A 17,131-nucleotide genomic window follows, 5' to 3' on the forward strand; every position below is an offset into this window, starting at 1 on the left:
GTTGATTCTTTCCGTTCATATCGTACCCTTTCAGTTCGAGAGGCCGATCCAGCAAAACAAGGATACAACACCCCGGGTAGCCCAGCCCGGCTGCTCCCAGCCCGATGACAGGTGTGCCAATGCTCCCCTCCCCTTCAGATTCGGCAAACCTCTTGATGATTTTCATAAGAAGTTGTACATTGAGACCGCGGTTTCGATCCTTAGCAGGCACGGAGTACCATTTATGAGGACGCAAAGGTTGAACGCGCAGGGGTTGGCCTTGCTGGTGGCCGCAGCAAGTCTGATGGCGTGCAGCTCGCCGCGGCCCCAGCCATATAATGTGAGCGATCCCGAACAGTCCCGCATTGCCCGCGCCGCGACCATGGCCGCCTACCAGCGCGGCAAGGAGATCTGGTTCTCGCCCACTATCGGCACCAATGGTCGCACCTGCGAATCTTGTCACCCGGGTGGCGAGATGACCCGCGCCGAGGCGTATCCCCGCTACAAACACGTCCTGCGCGGTGTGGCCACCCTCTCCATGACCCATAACTTTGCCGTGGTCAATGAGAGCCGCGGCCAGCCTTGGGAACTCGGCAGCGACGACGCGAACGCCATCGCCCTGTTTGTGACCTCACTGGCCAACGGCAAAAAAGTCAACATCTCCACCCCCTCGGGCATCGAAAAAGAGTGGGCGGCGCGCGGCAGCACGCATTTTGCCGACCCCTCGCTCGGCACTACCGGGAAAAGCTGTCTGAGCTGCCACAACATCCGGGACAACGTGAGCCGCGACCCAAACACGGGGGCACCCGGCCTCAAGGGGGTGACTGCGTACTACCCAAAGTACAGTTTCCGGCACGGAAGGGTAGTCACCGTGGAGCAACAGGTGAACTACTGCCTTGAACACCACATGGGTGCTGTGCCGTGGCCGCTCGACAGCAAGGCGATGGTGGAGCTGGTAGCTTACCTGGCCGCACTAAGCGAGGGCACCAAGGTTAGGGTGGCGGTGTTCGACCAGTAGCATTCTGGGCAACAGGCCACAACACCCATTGCCGCAGACCTGGCCAGGCCAGAATGTGCGCTGAAGAGTTCCCCGCCATGACGGCGAGACCACCTTCGGCGCGTGTGTGCACTTTTCGCCAGGGTGAGACAGCCTTCCGCGCTCGATTGCGGCCGTGGTAGGCAGCAGGCAGGCCGAGCCATGGAGGGAGCAGGATGCGGCCCTCCGGCTTTTTTCAGCTGGCGGTGATACGCTGCTCCCGCGCACAACAGGAGAGACCTCAATGGCCCACACACGTCGTGTGCGCGCGCTCCTGCAAAGGGCACCGCGCACTGCAGGACTGCTTCTTGCGGGCGCCCTGAGCTGGGTCGCCAACACCGCGGCCCAACAAGTCCAGCCGTGTGCTGACAGCATCTATGCCTCCGTCCGCCACCTGAGCGAGGCCATCGGTCCGAGGCCTATGGGCTCGCCTGCGGAGAAGGAGGCACTGGAGTGGGTGCTGGCCTACTTCCGCCGCCTTGGGGCAGACACCGCCTACTTCATGCCTTTCAACAAAGCCCCCCAGGCCGCTCCTCATTTGAACACTGCCAGCGGCAATGCCGTCGCACTGTTTCGCGGGGTCACGGACTCGCTCATCGTCATAGGCGGCCACATAGATTCTGCCGCCCCAGAGGTGCCAGGCGCCAACGACAATGCCTCTGGTGTGGCCACCGCCCTCGAGCTGGCGCGAGTGTGGAAGGATCGCCCCCGTCGTTACAGCATGCTCTTTATCGCTTTTGGGGGAGAAGAGCGAGGGCTTTTGGGGTCGACCTACTTCGTGGAGCACTTTCCCGAGCTTACGAAGGCCAGGATGATGCTCTGTTTGGACATGGCAGGTGCTGATGGTGCTGCCCTCCCCATGTTCGAGACCAGGAAGGCACAAGCTCCTCGGTGGCTGGTGCGCGATGCACTGGCCATCGACGCGCGTGACGGCTTGCGCCTGCTCCGCTACGCCCCGCACTTTTCCGCCCTGAACAGCATGGGCAAAGGCGCGGGTTCTGACCACGAGCCTTTCTTGAACAAGGGGATACCCGCCATCGACTTTACCACGGGCATAAACACCTCACCGATTCACACGCCGCAGGACAACCTTGCTTTCATCCGCAAAGACCAGTTAGGCCGGTACGCCCGTCTTGTGGATGAGCTTTTGCTTCATTATCAGCGCAACGGGGTGCCGGCAACCTCCACATCCCGCTTCGTGCTGTGGGACGTGGCTGGCATGGCAGTGTTCGTGCCTCATTGGGTACTCCTGGCGGTGGTGATGGCCTCGCTTGCCCTGCTGGTACCAGCGTTCTTACTGGCACGCCGCGCGCATCCTTCGCTACGCACGGCCTCCAGGGCAAGGTTCAGCTTTGTCAAGCTGTTGGTGCTGTGGCTGCTTGTGGTACTCTGCGCACAGGTGGGCGAGGCTTTACTGCAGCTCTTACGAGGGTTGCGTCATCCTTGGATGACGCATGTGTGGGCCTACGTGGGCTATGCGGGCCTGTGGGCATTGATAGGGCTGTGGCTGGGTCTGCAGACCACCCGGCGGTGGCGCTTTGCTCGCGAGGCGTGGCGCTACGTCTTGACCGCTTTCATCCTTCTTGCGCTTGGGACGGCGACAATGCTCCTGCTCAGCGCGCGACTGGCGTTCTACCCGGCTCTCTGCCTGCTACTGTTGGAGTCGGCGGTTGTAGCGACTTCGCCGGTGCCACGCCTGCTGCTCGGTGTGCTTGCTCCCTTGCCTCTTGTTCGCTTGCTGCTAATCGAGGCCCTCCCCATGGCCGGGCGACTCTTCGCCCGCGGCGCATACCAAATCGACACCTTTTGGCGGTCATTGGGCACCACGGCCCTGCTTACCGCCCTGCTCTTCGCCTGGCTTTTGCCGGTAGTATTCATCCTCGCTTATCTGGTGCGCTCGGTACCGGCCGCAACACGCTGGGCGAAGGTCGCACGCCGCACCTGGTTTGGCAGCATGCTGCTCGGCGCAGCCATAGGCTACGGTGCCGTCCTCTATTTCCTTCCGGCCTACGATGACATGTGGCGACCTACAGTCTGGCTGACCGCCGAGTACCGCCTCCCTGAGGGGAAGAGCGTGGTGCGTGTGAGGAGCGACGAGTACATGCGTGGTGTGGTGGTCACCGTGGACTCGCTCCAGCGACAGTACCATGGCACGGTGAATGCGGACTCGCTGCCTGTCCGTTTTCGCGCCGACTGGGTCCACCTTGCGGGCAGTGAGCTGCTCAAACCCGGCCCCACCGACACCGTGGAGGTGAATTGGCTGCTCACCTATGATCCGACGCCCTACACGCTCAACATCAGCATCACTGCAGACAGCGGCAAGGTTGACAGCGTGGGCTCTGATTTGGGCTTTCGCAAAGGAAAACGCAGCATTCTCTTCGCCTGGACTGCGTGGCCCCAGGGGCCGGTGGACCTCAAGGCGACCATCGTGTGCCGAGGAGTAACAAGGTTTGTGCGGCAGGTAACGGCCACATACACCGAACTGCCGACTGGAATAAGCCTGAGTGCCGCGTCCGCAGATGTAATCGCACGAACGCGCGTAACCCTAGTGGACACCCTGTGGTTTCCCCGCCTTCCCTCGGTGCGTCCCCGCCAGGAGGCCACGGAGGCAAGTTTATCACCCACCCATCAAAAAGTCCTTGCACAATTCACGCGCAGTACTTATCTTCAAGACACGAAACAACAATAGGGAAAAAGGGAGGGAAACCCTATGAACACACGCACATTCTTGAGCATGGCACTCGCTTGCACTCTGGCGGGCCTGGTTCTGGTGGTCTCCTGTGCCGTCAATCCGGTGACCGGCAAGCGTGACTTTATGCTCCTCACCGAGGCAGACGAAATCCAGCTGGGCAAGCAGACTGACCCCGAAGTGGTGGCTACCTATGGCATCTTGGAAAAACCGGAGTTGCAGGCGTATGTGGAGGACTTGGGTCGGCGCTTGGCGCACGTCAGTCATCGCCCCCACCTCCCGTATTCATTCAAGGTCTTGGACTCGCCGGTGATCAACGCCTTTGCGGTGCCCGGAGGGTTTATCTATTTGACGCGCGGCATTTTGGCCTACCTGAACGACGAGGCTGAGCTGGCCGGGGTCATGGGGCATGAGATCGGCCATGTGACAGCACGCCACACTGCCAAGCAGTACAGCAAGGCAATGCTGGCTGGTCTCGGTCTGGAGATCGGCAAGGGGCTTTCCACGGAGTTTCGCAAGTACGCCCCGTATGTGGAGTTTGGCGTGGGCATGCTCTTCCTCAAGTTCAGCCGCGACGATGAGCGACAGGCAGACGAGCTGGGAGTGACGTACTCCACAAAGGCGGGCTACGACGCCACACACATGGCGAATCTCTTCGTCACCCTGGAGCGTCTCCAGCCTAGCTCCGCGCAAGGCTTGCCTGATTGGTTCTCCACGCATCCTAACCCGCCTTCGCGCATCCAGAACATCCGCAAGCTGGCCGCGCAATGGCAGAAGACCGTCGCAGCACCGCAGTATTCGGTCAACTCCGAGCAGTATCTGCGGACTATTGACGGTCTCGTGTTTGGCGACGATCCGCGCCAGGGCTACGTGGCCGACGGGGTCTTTTACCATCCCACCATGCGCTTCCAGTTCCCGGTGCCAGCCAATTGGCATGTGGAAAACGCCCCGTCACAGGTGCAGATGGTCTCTCCACAAGAAGATGCGGTCATGCTGTTCATGCTCAGCCAGGAGCAGACACCTCAGGAGGCAGCTGAAAAGTTCGTCCAGCAGACCGGCGCCTCTGTGGTCGAGTCGACAGGCCTGCAAGTCAATGGGCTACCTGCGCACCGCCTCGTCACCAATTTGGTCTCGCAACAAACTGCACTCTCGGTGATGTCCTACTTTATCAAGAAAGACAACATCGTGTTTGTTTTCCACGGTTACACGCTTCAGGCGGGGTTTGCGCAGTATCGCTCGGTGTTCCAAGGGACAATGTCCCAGTTCCGGCAGCTGACGGACCCGGCGCGCATTAATGTGAAGCCGGCCGTCCTGCGCGTGCGCCAGGCACCGCGCGAGGCTTCCCTCCGGGAACTTCTCAAGGGTTTTGGCGTGACAGATGATAGTCTCCCGGCCATGGCGGTCCTCAACGGTCGCACCTTGGAGGAGGTAGTACCGGCCGGCACGCTGATCAAGGTGGTGGAAAAGTAGACTGGCGTGAGGCGGAAAAACTCACGGGCGGAGCCATGACGCTCCGCCCGTTTTTATTGTGCCGGGCCGTTTCCCTGAGGGGGCATCTATGGCGTGGTCATCCCCTGCACGCGATAGTTGAACTCGTAGGATAGCGCTCGGCTCCAATCCTCGTCAAAGATGGTCTTGTAGCGAGTCCCTTCCGGAGGTCCGACTGGCTTACCGTAGGTAAAGAACCAGTTAACGATGGGGCTCCCAGTGAAGCCGAGGGCGATCCAATAGCGCCCAGGCGACAACAACAGCGGCTCGCCACGGAACGGAAAGTCGACCCAGCGATAGCCGGGGCGCAAGGGGAGCTGATCGGCGGCGAGCATTTCGCTGGTGGCCACGTAGGCCCCTGGCTTACCGGTATCGTCTTTATAAAGCTCAACCCACAGCGAGCCTTCCCCGCCAAAGCGGTGCAGCGCGAGCCCCACACTTGCCAGGCGGATGGGCTTGGTGAGCACGAACATCTGCGCATACTGGGCCGCCTGGGTGGTGACGTATTCGGCGGTCTCCACCATAAAGTTCTTGCGCATTTCGAAGGCATTCTCCCCGCCCGCCACTGCTGGGCCCCGTGCCGCCATAAAGTCCACGCCCTCCGGGAACAGCAAGTTGCCGTAGACGAAGGGCACAGTGAAACGGAGCTGCTTCATCTCCTGGTCAGGGATGGTCTTTGGCGGCGGTGGAGGGGGCGGCGCCTGGTAAGGCTGGAACACCGCTTGCACTTCCGGCAAAAAGAGCATGTTCCGCGGACCGTGCGGTTCCTTCTTAGCGTTCAGCACCACGCGATCGTGCGCAAAGTCGGCCTCTATGCTTTCTTCGAACTGCGGCTGGCCCTTCATGCCTTGCGACTGCGTCCACCGGATCATGCCATCCATGATCGTCTCTTCGTTGTCCACCCCAACCTCGATGCGAATGAAGCGGTTGCTCACAAAGAGTTCAGTTTGCTGCGGGTCAAAAGGCACCCAACCCAGGTCCGGAAAGTAGACCTCGATCCATGAGTGCCTGCCTTGGCCCATGCGCATGGTAATGGCTCCATTGGGCAGCCGCACGTCGTAGGGTTGCTTGAGCGTCACTCCGTTGACGATGCGCACCGGCACCCCCACGGCGCGCAACAGTGCAGCCGCCAGGTGCGAGTAGTTCTGGCAGTTCCCCTTGCCAGAGTGGAAAGAGTAGAGGGCATCGTACTGGGCTGGCGGCGTGACGTACTGCATGTGGTCGACCACCCAGGAAAGCACTCTCTGCACGGCATCGAACTCTGTGCGGGCGCCCTCGGTGAGCTCTCGCGCCTTGGCTGCGATGGCCGCATCCCCGCTCTGCACTTGTGGACTCGGGTTACGATACACCTGGACGTCCGGGGGCAGCCCGGTGAGAGGAAACGGCGCTTGCGTGCGCAGGGGCTCGAGCTTTACTGTGGTCAGCGCGGTCATCGCCACGGTGGCCTCCACCGACCCAGAGTTTCCAGCCCACGTCGCCTTTACCACGCGGTTGCCCCGCTTGTCCACCTGTTCCTCCCGGGTAGCAGGCTGCGGCGCAAAGGTGAGGGAAAAATCGGAGACCGTCTGATTGTAGGTGGGAGAAGCGAACGAGGCCGGCACCACAAAGCTCAAGATGAGGCTCTTGGTGCCCGCGGCCGGTTCCACTTTTTGATACAGGCGATACTGGATCTTGGACTCCTGCCCGCCATTGAGCAGGTAGTTTTCCCCTGCAGCGTGCCCTGCCAGGCATACCGCAAGCATCAGCACCAAGCTTATCCTTCGCACAGTCACCTCCACTGCCAGGTGCGCAGCAATCTCCCTTGCGTCCGAGCTCAGCTTATCACCGATTGATCCGCTAACACAGCCGCGCAATAGCGCGCCATGCGGCTGATGGCAAACTCCATATGCTCGTGCAGACGCTCCTTGGAATATCCCCCGGGGGCAAAAATCACCATGAGTACCGCGCGTGTTTCCAGGGTGACGCCGGTGCGCGCCGAATCTGCAGATGGGTTCCCGAACGGACCATGTTCATCTGCCAGAATCAGCTTGCCAGCGGCGCTGAGCCACCCTTTGCCGATCCCCTCATAGCTTTCGCCCTCCACACCACGCCGTACCTGGACTGCCTGGCCGCGAATGCCGGCAGTGTCGTACAAGCCTATTGGCAATAGAAAACGCAACGAACAGAGGTTGCAGGTGTCCACCACCGTGTTGATCTGGTATAGCGGAGTCCCTTTCAGGACGCGCCGCAGCAGTGCTTCGGAGGAGGGTCGGTGCTTGGTGGGATCGACCCCCATCTGTCGATACAGGGTGCGTGCCGGTTGGAGGACGGGGAGAGCCGCCTCGAGACTACCAATGCGGGCTCGGTGCTCTGCCGCCAGCTGATCGATTTCCCGCCACAGGGGCTCAAAGTAGCCTTTGACTTCAACCTGGCCGAAGTGGAGGCAAGCAAGGAGCACCTTTCCCTTGACCTCCGGTGAAAGAACGAATCTGAATGGAGCCTGCTTCACGGTGCCTCCCCTGCCGGACATAGCATGTTAGCAAATCCCCCGGTGAAAATCAAGAAAAAAAATCGCTCAACCTGTGTGGGCTTACTTGCGCAGAATGCACCGCTGCACGGAACACCATCCATTCCCTTGGGCGTGAAGGAAATAGACACCCGACGGCAGTCCAGGTGTAGGAGTCCAGCTTATTGAATACGCGCCTGGGTGAAAAGAGCCCTCGCCAACCTGTTCCACCACTCGTCCAATCACGTCGAACACCGTGAGGCGAACTACTGAGTCGCTGGCCAGATGGAGCACGACAGTCGTCTGCAGCCCAAAGGGATTGGGGAACACACTTAAGGCCACCGGTCCAGGTCTATTACCCTCTGCCAATTCTACTTTAGAGGGTGCGCTGCAAAAGTGTTCGCCTGCCTGGCTCAATGTCATGTAGCGCACCCTACCCCCATACGCTGCATTGAGCGAGTCCAACAGTTCGCCCACCCACTGGATGACCAGGCCGTTCTCATAGCCAGCACGGACAAAATAGTCGTGAAAAAGCATGCAGTAGTAGCCCCGCGAGTCCTTGGCGTCTCGCACCGCGCTTAGTGCCGCAGCGAGCTTGGCACGATACTCCTGAGGCTTCAAGTTCCAGGTGTAGTCAAAGTCGACACCGAGGTTGACCAGAGGACCGCGCACTTGCTCAAAAGGCCGGCCAGTTGTGGACACCCACCTGAAGCCGCGATCGCACAGCACCTGATAGGTGGTACTATCTGCCACATGCGAAGGGGGCACAAACGTCAGGGGCACCACTCCCAGGCTGTCCTGGAGCAGGCGAATTCCCTCGCGAATGAGGCTATCCTGCTGGGCGTAAGTGAGGCTGACGCCTCGCGTGGGGCAGTGGAACTCGTGGAACTGACCGCATACGGGGCAGATGTGGTTATATCCGTGCTGGGCAATTTCATGGCCGGCGGCGTGGCTGGCTCTGAGCTCTCGGCACAGGTTCCCGTCGCGGTTTTCTGGTTCCACCAGACGGTGCGGGATGACCGCCCAGGTGACCCTTCCGCCGCGTGCCTCCACTGCCTCCGCAAAAGGCACGATGCTGCGCGGGAGCACGGTCGTGTTGCGCGACATGACGTCGTCCACGCGGATGACAAAGACGAGGGAATCGGCGGCCACCGACAGGGCTGCGTGGCAAGCCGTGAGGAGCACCATGGTAGCCAATGCGAACCGCGTCTGCCCTTTGCCCTGGACGGTGCAAAGGTTGTTGCCGTCGCCGAAGAGGCTCAAAGGTCAGAACCCTTTATTTGGTGATCACGAACCTGCCGCAGGCTATCTGCCTGCCGGCTACGACCCGGTAGAAGTAGACCCCAGGGGCCACCCGCGCCTCCGGCTGCCACTGCACCGCATGCCTTCCTGCGGTAAACTCCTGGGAACTCCACTCTGCCACAATCTGCCCGACTGCGTTGTAGATGGAAACGGCGACCACCTCTGGCCTGGGCAGCGAGAAGGCGATGGTAAGGCCCGCTTGCTCCCCACTCAGCGAGAACGGGTTGGGATAGACGGGCAACAGCCCAAGTGTGCTTGGAGGACCGCCGGTCCTCTGTCCCTCTCCGGTCTGGGCCACAGCGGTCGGAGTGCATACGCCGGTAAAGACGTAGGCCACACCACCTTTCTCGAACCACGAGCGCGAAAGGTCCGCCTTGTTGAACACGTGGGCATAGCCGTCCGTGCTGCGCGCAGGGTCATGGACGATGGGATCGCCCGCAGCGGTGAAGCCGGCCAGCATCATCAGGTGGCCTTGGTACAAAGGGGGGCCTACGGACATACCGATGCGGCCGCCACTGGCGAGAATCTGGTAGGCTTGGCTCCAGGAGCGCACCCGCGCCACCGTTCCCCTCAGACCGTGCTCCGCCGCATTCTGGACCACGCGCGGCCATACACCAAAGATCTGCCAGTACGGGTCGTACGTATCCAGGGCAAATGCCAGTGGGTCGACATTGATCCCATAGCTGGCAAGGATCATGGCCACAGTGGTGGGCGAACAAATTCTGCCCCCGAACTCCTGGGACACCTTGTACTGGGCAATGAACCTCGTCGGGACAAAAATGGCCGGTGGCCGGTCAGCAAGCGCCTCGCTCAAGTTGAATTCGGCCGTTCTGCGGCTGTCGCTGGCAAAAAACGACAGCAGGCGCAGCGTAGGCGACCGGACGCCAGGGGCAAGCCGCTTGAATTCGACCTTGAACTGCCAGGCGCTGACATAGGAGGACAACTCCATGGTGTCGATATCGATTCTGCCGCCGGCAAAGGTGGTGGACTTGGTGCCTGGCCAGAGGTTCGCCTTCCAGTACCCCACCTCCAACCACGGCGACCATCCCGTGCCATAGGGCACACGAATGAACACGCGAAAAGCGCCGCTATCGCCCGGCGCAGAGCCGTTCCAGGAGGGGAGCCCGACGTCGAAGGGGTAGACGGCGCTCTGCACCCTCAGCACAAGGCTGCCGGTGAGAGCGCCGTCCACGAGCTGGAGAGCTCCTCCGTCTGCGCTGCTCACCACGTTGATCACGCTGGTGGCCTCCGCAAGCAGCGAATCCGCCCCCTCCAGGATGTACTGCTGGTCCGGATAAGAAGCGAATGCGAACTCCAAGACAGCAAGGAGCATCGCACCTGTCAAGGTCCACCTACCACCCACCCCGTGACCGTCCGTTTCTCCACGCCTTGCCATGATCGATTCCGTTCTGTCCCTTCGTACATTCCCGTTGCGGAGAAATACCACGGGCCAACCGCAAGAGCCATGTCTCACACGAACCGCCACTTTCTTTTCGCCAAGGTCCGGTCTTTCCACGTCGCCGTGCCGGTCAACATGCGCACCACGGATTCAAATCCGATCAGTGCCGAGGCCGTGATGATAGCCGGACCAAAGAAGGCCACGCCCTGGGGCATCCTTGTCGCCCTTGCCACCAGCACCCAGAGAAAGCAATTCACCCCCACCGTAAGCAGTGCTGCCACAACTGAGCCTGCAAAGGCGCCTCTACCGAGTCCTGCGAGAAGCGTGAGCAACGGGTGCCAGGTAATGAGTAGCATCCACGACCAAACAAACAGAGCTGGGAGAAGGCGATAATCAAACAGGGCAAAATAGTTCTTGGCAAACCCTTGCCTCGCCTCAGACCAACTGGCATACATGCGCGAGGAGACAAAGGCTGTGGCGTTCACCAACCGCCAACACAACCCTGCCTTCTTGACACGTCTGGCAATATCCATGTCCTCTGCGGCGTGGTCGCGGGCAGCAGCGTGCCCACCGACGAGTTCGTAGGCCTTCCTGCGGATCAGAAGGAACTTGCCATTGGCCGCCACCAGCGCCCTGTTCTTGCACAACCGATATGCCAACGGCAGCGGAAGCAAAGTGAAAATGCTCCACAAGGGAAAGGGTACGGTGAGCAGTTCGCCCATGCTTCTCATTCTTACACCGGTAATGGCCGTCAACAAGTCAGCGCGGAGCTCTTGGAGGGCAGCCACAGCCCGGGCAAGCGTCTCCGGGTGATGCACGGTATCGGCATCAGTGAAGAACAGCAGCTCGCCAGTGGCGGCGGCAGCAAGTTGGTGGCAGGCCCACGGTTTGCCGTTCCAGCCTGGAGGAAGCGGCTTGCCCTGTACCACGCGCACATTACCACGACCGGCTGCCCAGGCTTTGGCCACTGTATCGTCCACCGACTCATCATCCAATACGAGGAGCTCAAAATCGGGATACTCCTGTGCGGTCAGGGAGGATACCGCCGCAATGATGTTGTCCTGCTCGTTGCGCGCAGGCACTAACACGGAGACTCTGGGGTGCCCGGCGCCAGGGGCGAAGCGGCTGAGCCGCGGGACGGTCCTCATGTTCGTGACGGCGATCAGGAGCTGGACGCAGACGAAAGCCAGGATTCGCCAGGAATCAATGATGAGTGCCACGCTGTCTTCCCAACCTCAATTCTCTTCGATGGGTAAAAATGAGGAGTCCCAGGTTCACAATTGCTGCGCATAGGAGCGCGCCAAAGCCGGCTCTAATGCAGATAAAGAGGACTGAAACAGTGAAGCCACAGATGACGGCCCAAGCGTCCGGCAGGCGCAAGAGAAACTTGCCACACGCGCACGCACCTCCCAGCACGCTGGGCACTTCCCAGCCAGTGAGGCCAGCCCATACGCCAAAGGTGACAGCGATCCCTTTGCCACCATGCCCAGCCAGCCAGGGCGAAAAGAGGTGGCCCAAAACCGGAGCGACTGCGATGGGCACCAGGTGCCAATTCCATGATGTGGTCCCGTGCGTCCACGGCGGTCCCACTGCTGCCCCCACCGGGATGGCCCCCTTCAAAAAGTCAAGGACACCGCCGGTGACCCCTATCAGCGGTCCGGCCGCCTTGATAGCGTTCGCGGCACCAGGATTGCCATCGCCGACGGTACGCACATCTTTGCCCACCAGCCGTCCAAGCCAGTAGGAGAACATCAATGAACCGCTTAGAAACCCCAGCGCTGTCCAGAGAATCGTGCCCCAAATACTCAGTCGAAACTGCATGGCCTTGACCTTCGCTCGCTCATCGGATCAACACACAGCGGCGCGTCTGCTGCCACCGTGCAGTGCGTGCCTGCACAAAGTAGACACCACTGGGCACGGGTACGCCCGCCCCGCTGCGCCCGTCCCAGGTCAGACAGTGCTCACCGGCAGGTAGCCGTTCCTCCCGCAACACGACCACCTTTTGGCCCGCTGCGTTGTACACCCCGACATGCACCTGTGCGGGCTCTGGGACGGTCAACGTCAGCGAGGTGGCCGAGTTCCATGGATTCGGGTACGGCTCGCTCAGCGCAAAGCCACCTGGGCCTTCACTCCGGTCTGCAGCAATCACGCTGGTGAGATAATCCTCGTAGGCCTGGTGAAGAACCGACAACGCCTGTGCTGCCAGCACCGCCTCGGCCTGGAGCATCTCCTGGGGTGGCGCGGCACCCCCGCGCCACACTACCGTCAGGCTTTCGGCGGTAACAAAGATGGCATCCTCAGCGGGAAAGAGCCTAGCCCAGAATCCACCCCCCTTCCCATCGCGCAATTTGTAGGAGTCAATGTAGTTGCTATTCTCCGTGTAATCGAAAAGGAGGTTTTTGATGGCCAAGGCTGCATCACAAAGAGGCGCGGTGGGCTCGCCGTTCGCCTCCACCGGTGTGTTGCCCACTGGCCAATAGGGTACAGCAATGGCACCTGCGGGTTGCCCCAGGATGGCCCACATCGTGCTGGACCGCGCCGGCTCTCCAGGAAGCACTCCCTGGATGACCGCCGCCGACACGGAGGTGGAGCGGCAGATGCTCAGGTAGCAATAGATGTAGCCGAACGGTCTGTTGCTCAGCCACCGCGCTGGAAAGGGTACAGGCACCGAATTGCTGTTGCCGTCAGAAAAGTCGCGCATCTGGGTGCGGATGATGCTGCGATAGCTTAGGCTGTCCCCGCCGTAAAAGTCCCCTATCAGCTTCAGACTGCGATGGTAGCGTTCGATCCCGCTGGTCCCGCCACCGTGTAAAGCAAAGTTGGTGCGCACCACGTAGCCGTGCGGAGCGACTAAGGAGTCGTTGGCGTCGTACTTCCAGTACTGGTTGCCAGCTGTCTCGAAGATGGCGGCGGCCCCGGTGCTGTCGATGACGGCAAAGTTGGCCTGGGTGGTGCGACCAGTGAGGTTGGTGCGGTCCAACAGTGCCTGAAACTCCGCCACGGTGGCACAGCTGCCCAGCGCCTCCTTCATCAAGGTGCCGTTTCCTGGACCACTGGAGCCAGCCTGCAGGTCGCTGGACTGAGAGTTCAAGATGGCAAAGCCTCTTTCGTTCACCCCCATCCATGGGGTCGTACTGCCGGCGCTGACCACGGCGACAAAAGAGTAGCTCGCGGTAGTCACCCATCTGACTTCGTTGTGCGCCTGGTCGGCGTCGCGGGTCTTCCATACCAGAGGGCGCCCATCCTGCGTCGCACGGCCGGACGCCACACCGATGGTGCACTCGTCGGCTCCCACACAGGCTCTCTTGCCACACGGCGCGGGGCCCCAAAACCACCCCGCGATGAAGACCAGGATCATCAATTTCCTCATGCACTGTTTCCTGCCGGACTCTCGCCTCCTCTCCTGCTTGCCTCTCCCCTACCCACGAGGTCCCCACGCACCCCCAATAGGAGGCTTCTTGGCTTTGCCTTGAGGTCGCGCTGATGTGGCGCCTGCTTGTCGAGCACCGCGGTTCCTATATGCATGCAGCTGGTGGGTGCTCGTGCTTGCCTGCATCAACCGGGCGGGCTCGTTCGCGCCATTGACACAAGCCGGCGGTGGCTGTTTTTCCCCGGTTCCACCACGTCCATAATCCTAAACGATTGAATCCGGCTTGTTCTCAGGCGACCACGGCCAGAACGAAGCAGAGGGCGGTAAGGGCAATGACTACAAAAGTCGCAAAGCGGAGGCCGCCACGGGTGGTGCTCTTTCGCTGTGGCCCAACCGTTTGGGCAAGCAGAAAGCCGCTGCCAAAACCCACCACGTGCGCCACGTTGTTCACGCCAGGCATGAAGAAGCCCATGGCCAACAGGACCATCGCCCACACAAGGAGCTGGCGATAAAGCAGGGGCCCCAGCAGCCCACTTTGACGCCGGCCATAGCTCACTAAAGCCCCCATCAGCCCGAAAATTGAGCCCGAAGCCCCTATGGTGAAAGCGACTCCAAGGAGACCGGAAAAGAGCATCCCCGTCGCCCCGGACACAGTGAAGAGCAGAAGCAGACGAGGTGTGCCGAACAGGTCCTCAACCATCGGCCCCAGTTGCCGGATCCAGAGGAGATTGAAGATGAGGTGGAGCAGGCTACCATGGAGATAGATGGCGGTGATGAGGGTCCACCAACGGCCGCGGAACAGCGCCACGGCCCCGGTCATGCCAAGGCGCTCCAGACTGCCCATACTGGGGGCAAGAAAACCAGCGAGCCCGCGGGGGTGGAGGAGCGCCCCAGGATCAATCAGTAAGCTCAGCACATACAAGACGGCGCACATGAGGATGAGGGCCGGTACCGCCCTTAGTTCCCCGCCGAACGCCTGGCGCACCCATCGCCGCGCGCCCCCAGCTCCCGGACGCTTTTGCCCACAGTGAATGCAGAACTCGGCGTCCGCGCTCACCAGCTTGCCGCACCGCGGACAAAGAACAGCGCTCGCTCTGCTTCTGTTCGCCATACGTCGACCTTTTGCCCCTCAGTTGCGGCTCAGAGGGGGGAGTTGACTGATCACCACAAGCCGCTCACTCTTTGCACCGGTCAGGCAGTAGGATTGCTCATCGTGGAAAAACCACCGGCACACGCCCCACCTGGTCTGGGTGCGTCGCACCCATTGCACCTTTACCCGTGGTCTGCGGCGCAACAGAGCGAGGCGCGACAGCTCAACTCCGTACACCAGCCTGGACAGGATCCAGCCGACAAGTGCCGCTGCGGCCCTCATTTTTGCCCGGCGACTATACACCAAACACCTCACCTCAAGCTACGCAAGCGTCTCCGTTCAATTTCCTCGAGGCAATATAGGAAATCCCCACCATGAATGCAAGGAAAATCCTGCTTGAACTGCCGCGTGAAGGGAAGACCCTCAGGAGCTCCACGGTGGGGACGAGCGCATAGCGAGACGTGGCTGAAAGCGCTCATGCTGCGGTGGCAATCAAGGCTGCACACCGATGCCACCCCCATTTCAGCGGCGTAGCTGTGGTGCCGTTCCAATGTTCAGGGGATCGGGACATCGAGGGCGCCTCATCGGTGCCTTTTAGGGTCAGATATGGGGTCTCCTGATGACTCGGGTCTTACCGGCAACGACTGGGGGTTGTCGTACGAGCGCTTCCCCACGTGCTTGTCAAACAACTCCTTGTAAACGTGGAAAATTGCCTTGCATTTCAACGCGAATTTCCCTATATTAAAAACAAACGTAAGATCACCAAGCAGAAAGGAGGTTGGCCACTGGATGCCGAAAGTAAGAGTCCGCGAGGGCGAGAGTTTTGAGAAAGCCCTGAAGAGATTCACCAAGGCTTGTGAGAAGGCTGGACTGATGGCGGACATTAAGAAGCACCAGCACTTCGAGAAGCCGAGCGAGCGGCGGAAACGCAAGCTCAATGCTGCGCGGCGCAAACAGCGCAAGCTGATGCTCATGGAGAACCGTTGAGGGCTAGCTCTCGCCCCCCAGGTGAATGGCCGTGCGCAGATGACCCTGAGACGGCCTGGGCAGGAGAACTGGGGGGAGCGTAAGAGAGCTGAGGAGCGCGAGGTTGAACCTGCAACAACAGCTGATGGAAGATATGAAGGCGGCCATGAAGGCCGGGCAAAAGGAACGGTTGGCCGCTATTCGTATGGTGCGGGCCCAGCTCAAGGACGCAGAGATCGCCAAAGGTGGGGCGCTGTCGCCAGAAGAGGAGCTCAAAGTCCTCAGCGCTGCGGTGAAGAAGCGGAAGGAATCGATCACTGCGTTCGAGGCAGCGGGGCGACACGATCTTGTTGCACGGGAAAAGGAGCAACTGGCGGCGATCGAGTCGTACCTGCCCCAGCAGCTGTCCTCGCAGGAGATCGAGCGGGAGTTGGACGCCATCATTGCGCAGGTGGGTGCTGTGAGCGCCAAAGACCTGGGCAAGGTGATGGCCGAGGCCATGAAACGGTTGCGGGGCCGCGCCGACGGTAAGGTGGTCCAGGAGCTGGCGCGACGCCGTCTTGGCTAACCCCGAACGCTGCCGCCGAGAGAGTGAACAAGTGGAGTAGTCAACATCCCCTGGTTCACTTTTTTCGTTTTGGGCTATGCGGTGGGGAGGAGGTGGACAGTCATGAACTACTTTGACATCAGCATCCTGACCATCATCCTGGTTTTCATCGTGGTGGGCTTCCGCAAAGGGCTGTTGGCCGAGGTAGTGGGGTTGTTGGGCATCGCCGTAGCTCTGGTGCTTGCCGTACGCTACGGCCCAGAGGCAGGCCGCCTCTTCGTGCGACGCACCCATCTGCCCGAGCTGCTCGGCGTCTTTATCGGCTTCGCCGTCGTCTTCGGCGGAGTGTGGATGTTCTTCCACATGTTCAAAAGCGCCCTGGAGAAGGTGCTCTCACCCATGGCCATCAAGTGGGTCGATAAGCTTGGCGGCCTCTTCTTAGGGGCGGTGGAGGGCGTCGTGGTGGCCAGCATCCTCATTTTCCTCTTCTCCCTCACCCCCTTGGCCGGAGCGGTGGAAGAGGACATCGAGCGCTCGCAGCTGTACCGGCCTACCGAACGGGTAGCACCGGCTCTGTTTGATGCCGCACGCCGCATGGTGCCTTTGGAGAAGACTTTTGCTCAGCTCAAAGGCAACATGGTGGAGAGAATCGAGCGGAGTGGCGCGACCCAGGTCATTGAGCAAGCAAAGCCCCAGTTGCCGCCGCGCCAGCAGGCTAGACGTCCTTCGCGTTCCACTAGCTCAGGCGGTGGCGAGCGCGGGCGCCCGTAACCCCCATGT

15 protein-coding genes are annotated in these 17,131 nt (G+C 60.8%); 6 read left to right on the plus strand and 9 right to left on the minus strand.

Annotated elements, in window-relative coordinates:
• Positions 1-223: 223 nt before the first annotated feature.
• The 3 genes from ONB25_12280 to ONB25_12290 all read left to right on the plus strand — a co-directional run bounded on the left by ONB25_12280 (position 224) and on the right by ONB25_12290 (position 5,174).
• Positions 224-997, plus strand: coding sequence for a hypothetical protein (locus tag ONB25_12280; protein ID MDZ7393663.1), 774 nt, complete (start codon positions 224-226; stop codon positions 995-997).
• 262 nt (positions 998-1,259) lie between these two features.
• Positions 1,260-3,704, plus strand: a complete 2,445-nt coding sequence (locus tag ONB25_12285) for a M28 family peptidase (protein MDZ7393664.1) — start codon at positions 1,260-1,262, stop codon at positions 3,702-3,704.
• Between the two features lie 21 nt (positions 3,705-3,725).
• Entirely contained in the window at positions 3,726-5,174 is a 1,449-nt protein-coding gene (locus ONB25_12290; GenBank protein MDZ7393665.1) for a M48 family metalloprotease, read from the plus strand.
• Positions 5,175-5,260: 86 nt separating this feature from the next.
• Here ONB25_12290 and ONB25_12295 read toward each other — a convergent pair whose 3' ends face one another.
• From ONB25_12295 to ONB25_12335, 9 genes are all read right to left on the minus strand, one after another.
• Positions 5,261-6,958 carry a transglutaminase-like domain-containing protein gene (locus ONB25_12295; GenBank protein MDZ7393666.1) on the minus strand — a complete coding sequence of 566 codons (1,698 nt, stop codon included), beginning with the start codon at positions 6,956-6,958 and terminating at the stop codon, positions 5,261-5,263.
• 47 nt (positions 6,959-7,005) lie between these two features.
• Positions 7,006-7,680: a phenylalanine--tRNA ligase beta subunit-related protein gene (locus ONB25_12300; protein MDZ7393667.1), complete on the minus strand. Its 675-nt coding sequence runs from the start codon at positions 7,678-7,680 to the stop codon at positions 7,006-7,008.
• An 81-nt stretch (positions 7,681-7,761) separates the two neighbouring features.
• Entirely contained in the window at positions 7,762-8,940 is a 1,179-nt protein-coding gene (locus ONB25_12305; GenBank protein MDZ7393668.1) for a DUF2334 domain-containing protein, read from the minus strand.
• Positions 8,941-8,953: 13 nt separating this feature from the next.
• Complete coding sequence (locus ONB25_12310; GenBank protein ID MDZ7393669.1) at positions 8,954-10,375, minus strand: C39 family peptidase; 1,422 nt, start codon at positions 10,373-10,375, stop codon at positions 8,954-8,956.
• Between the two features lie 74 nt (positions 10,376-10,449).
• The gene (locus ONB25_12315) at positions 10,450-11,598 is read right to left on the minus strand and encodes a glycosyltransferase (GenBank protein ID MDZ7393670.1); all 1,149 of its coding nucleotides are present in this window, start codon (positions 11,596-11,598) and stop codon (positions 10,450-10,452) included.
• Positions 11,582-12,199 (minus strand): glycerol-3-phosphate acyltransferase, encoded by a 618-nt coding sequence (locus ONB25_12320; protein MDZ7393671.1) that lies wholly within the window; start codon positions 12,197-12,199, stop codon positions 11,582-11,584. The genes ONB25_12315 and ONB25_12320 overlap by 17 nt, the downstream gene beginning before the upstream one ends.
• Positions 12,200-12,218: 19 nt before the next feature.
• Positions 12,219-13,748 carry a T9SS type A sorting domain-containing protein gene (locus ONB25_12325; GenBank protein MDZ7393672.1) on the minus strand — a complete coding sequence of 510 codons (1,530 nt, stop codon included), beginning with the start codon at positions 13,746-13,748 and terminating at the stop codon, positions 12,219-12,221.
• Positions 13,749-14,037: 289 nt separating this feature from the next.
• Positions 14,038-14,859, minus strand: coding sequence for a rhomboid family intramembrane serine protease (locus ONB25_12330; protein ID MDZ7393673.1), 822 nt, complete (start codon positions 14,857-14,859; stop codon positions 14,038-14,040).
• An 18-nt stretch (positions 14,860-14,877) separates the two neighbouring features.
• The gene (locus ONB25_12335; protein ID MDZ7393674.1) at positions 14,878-15,141 is read right to left on the minus strand and encodes a hypothetical protein; all 264 of its coding nucleotides are present in this window, start codon (positions 15,139-15,141) and stop codon (positions 14,878-14,880) included.
• 486 nt (positions 15,142-15,627) lie between these two features.
• On the opposite strand from ONB25_12335, the gene rpsU reads away from it, so the two are divergent.
• From rpsU to ONB25_12350, 3 genes are all read left to right on the plus strand, one after another.
• Positions 15,628-15,825 (plus strand): 30S ribosomal protein S21, encoded by a 198-nt coding sequence (rpsU, locus tag ONB25_12340; protein MDZ7393675.1) that lies wholly within the window; start codon positions 15,628-15,630, stop codon positions 15,823-15,825.
• Between the two features lie 103 nt (positions 15,826-15,928).
• Positions 15,929-16,372, plus strand: a complete 444-nt coding sequence (locus ONB25_12345; protein ID MDZ7393676.1) for a GatB/YqeY domain-containing protein — start codon at positions 15,929-15,931, stop codon at positions 16,370-16,372.
• Positions 16,373-16,474: 102 nt separating this feature from the next.
• Complete coding sequence (locus ONB25_12350; protein MDZ7393677.1) at positions 16,475-17,122, plus strand: CvpA family protein; 648 nt, start codon at positions 16,475-16,477, stop codon at positions 17,120-17,122.
• The last annotated feature ends 9 nt before the right edge of the window (positions 17,123-17,131 follow it).

It is taken from the genome of candidate division KSB1 bacterium (genome assembly GCA_034506335.1).
GTDB lineage: Bacteria > Zhuqueibacterota > Zhuqueibacteria > JANLFK01 > Oleimicrobiaceae > Oleimicrobium.

What these genes read in the sequence shown, in the direction of transcription:
- ONB25_12320 (MDZ7393671.1), bottom strand. Translation starts at nt 12,199, where the DNA reads ATGCAGTTTCGACTGAGTATTTGGGGCACGATTCTCTGGACAGCGCTG.
- ONB25_12290 (MDZ7393665.1), top strand. Translation starts at nt 3,726, where the DNA reads ATGAACACACGCACATTCTTGAGCATGGCACTCGCTTGCACTCTGGCG.
- ONB25_12285 (MDZ7393664.1), top strand. Translation starts at nt 1,260, where the DNA reads ATGGCCCACACACGTCGTGTGCGCGCGCTCCTGCAAAGGGCACCGCGC.
- ONB25_12330 (MDZ7393673.1), bottom strand. Translation starts at nt 14,859, where the DNA reads ATGGCGAACAGAAGCAGAGCGAGCGCTGTTCTTTGTCCGCGGTGCGGC.
- rpsU (MDZ7393675.1), top strand. Translation starts at nt 15,628, where the DNA reads ATGCCGAAAGTAAGAGTCCGCGAGGGCGAGAGTTTTGAGAAAGCCCTG.
- ONB25_12325 (MDZ7393672.1), bottom strand. Translation starts at nt 13,748, where the DNA reads ATGAGGAAATTGATGATCCTGGTCTTCATCGCGGGGTGGTTTTGGGGC.
- ONB25_12350 (MDZ7393677.1), top strand. Translation starts at nt 16,475, where the DNA reads ATGAACTACTTTGACATCAGCATCCTGACCATCATCCTGGTTTTCATC.
- ONB25_12280 (MDZ7393663.1), top strand. Translation starts at nt 224, where the DNA reads ATGAGGACGCAAAGGTTGAACGCGCAGGGGTTGGCCTTGCTGGTGGCC.
- ONB25_12310 (MDZ7393669.1), bottom strand. Translation starts at nt 10,375, where the DNA reads ATGGCAAGGCGTGGAGAAACGGACGGTCACGGGGTGGGTGGTAGGTGG.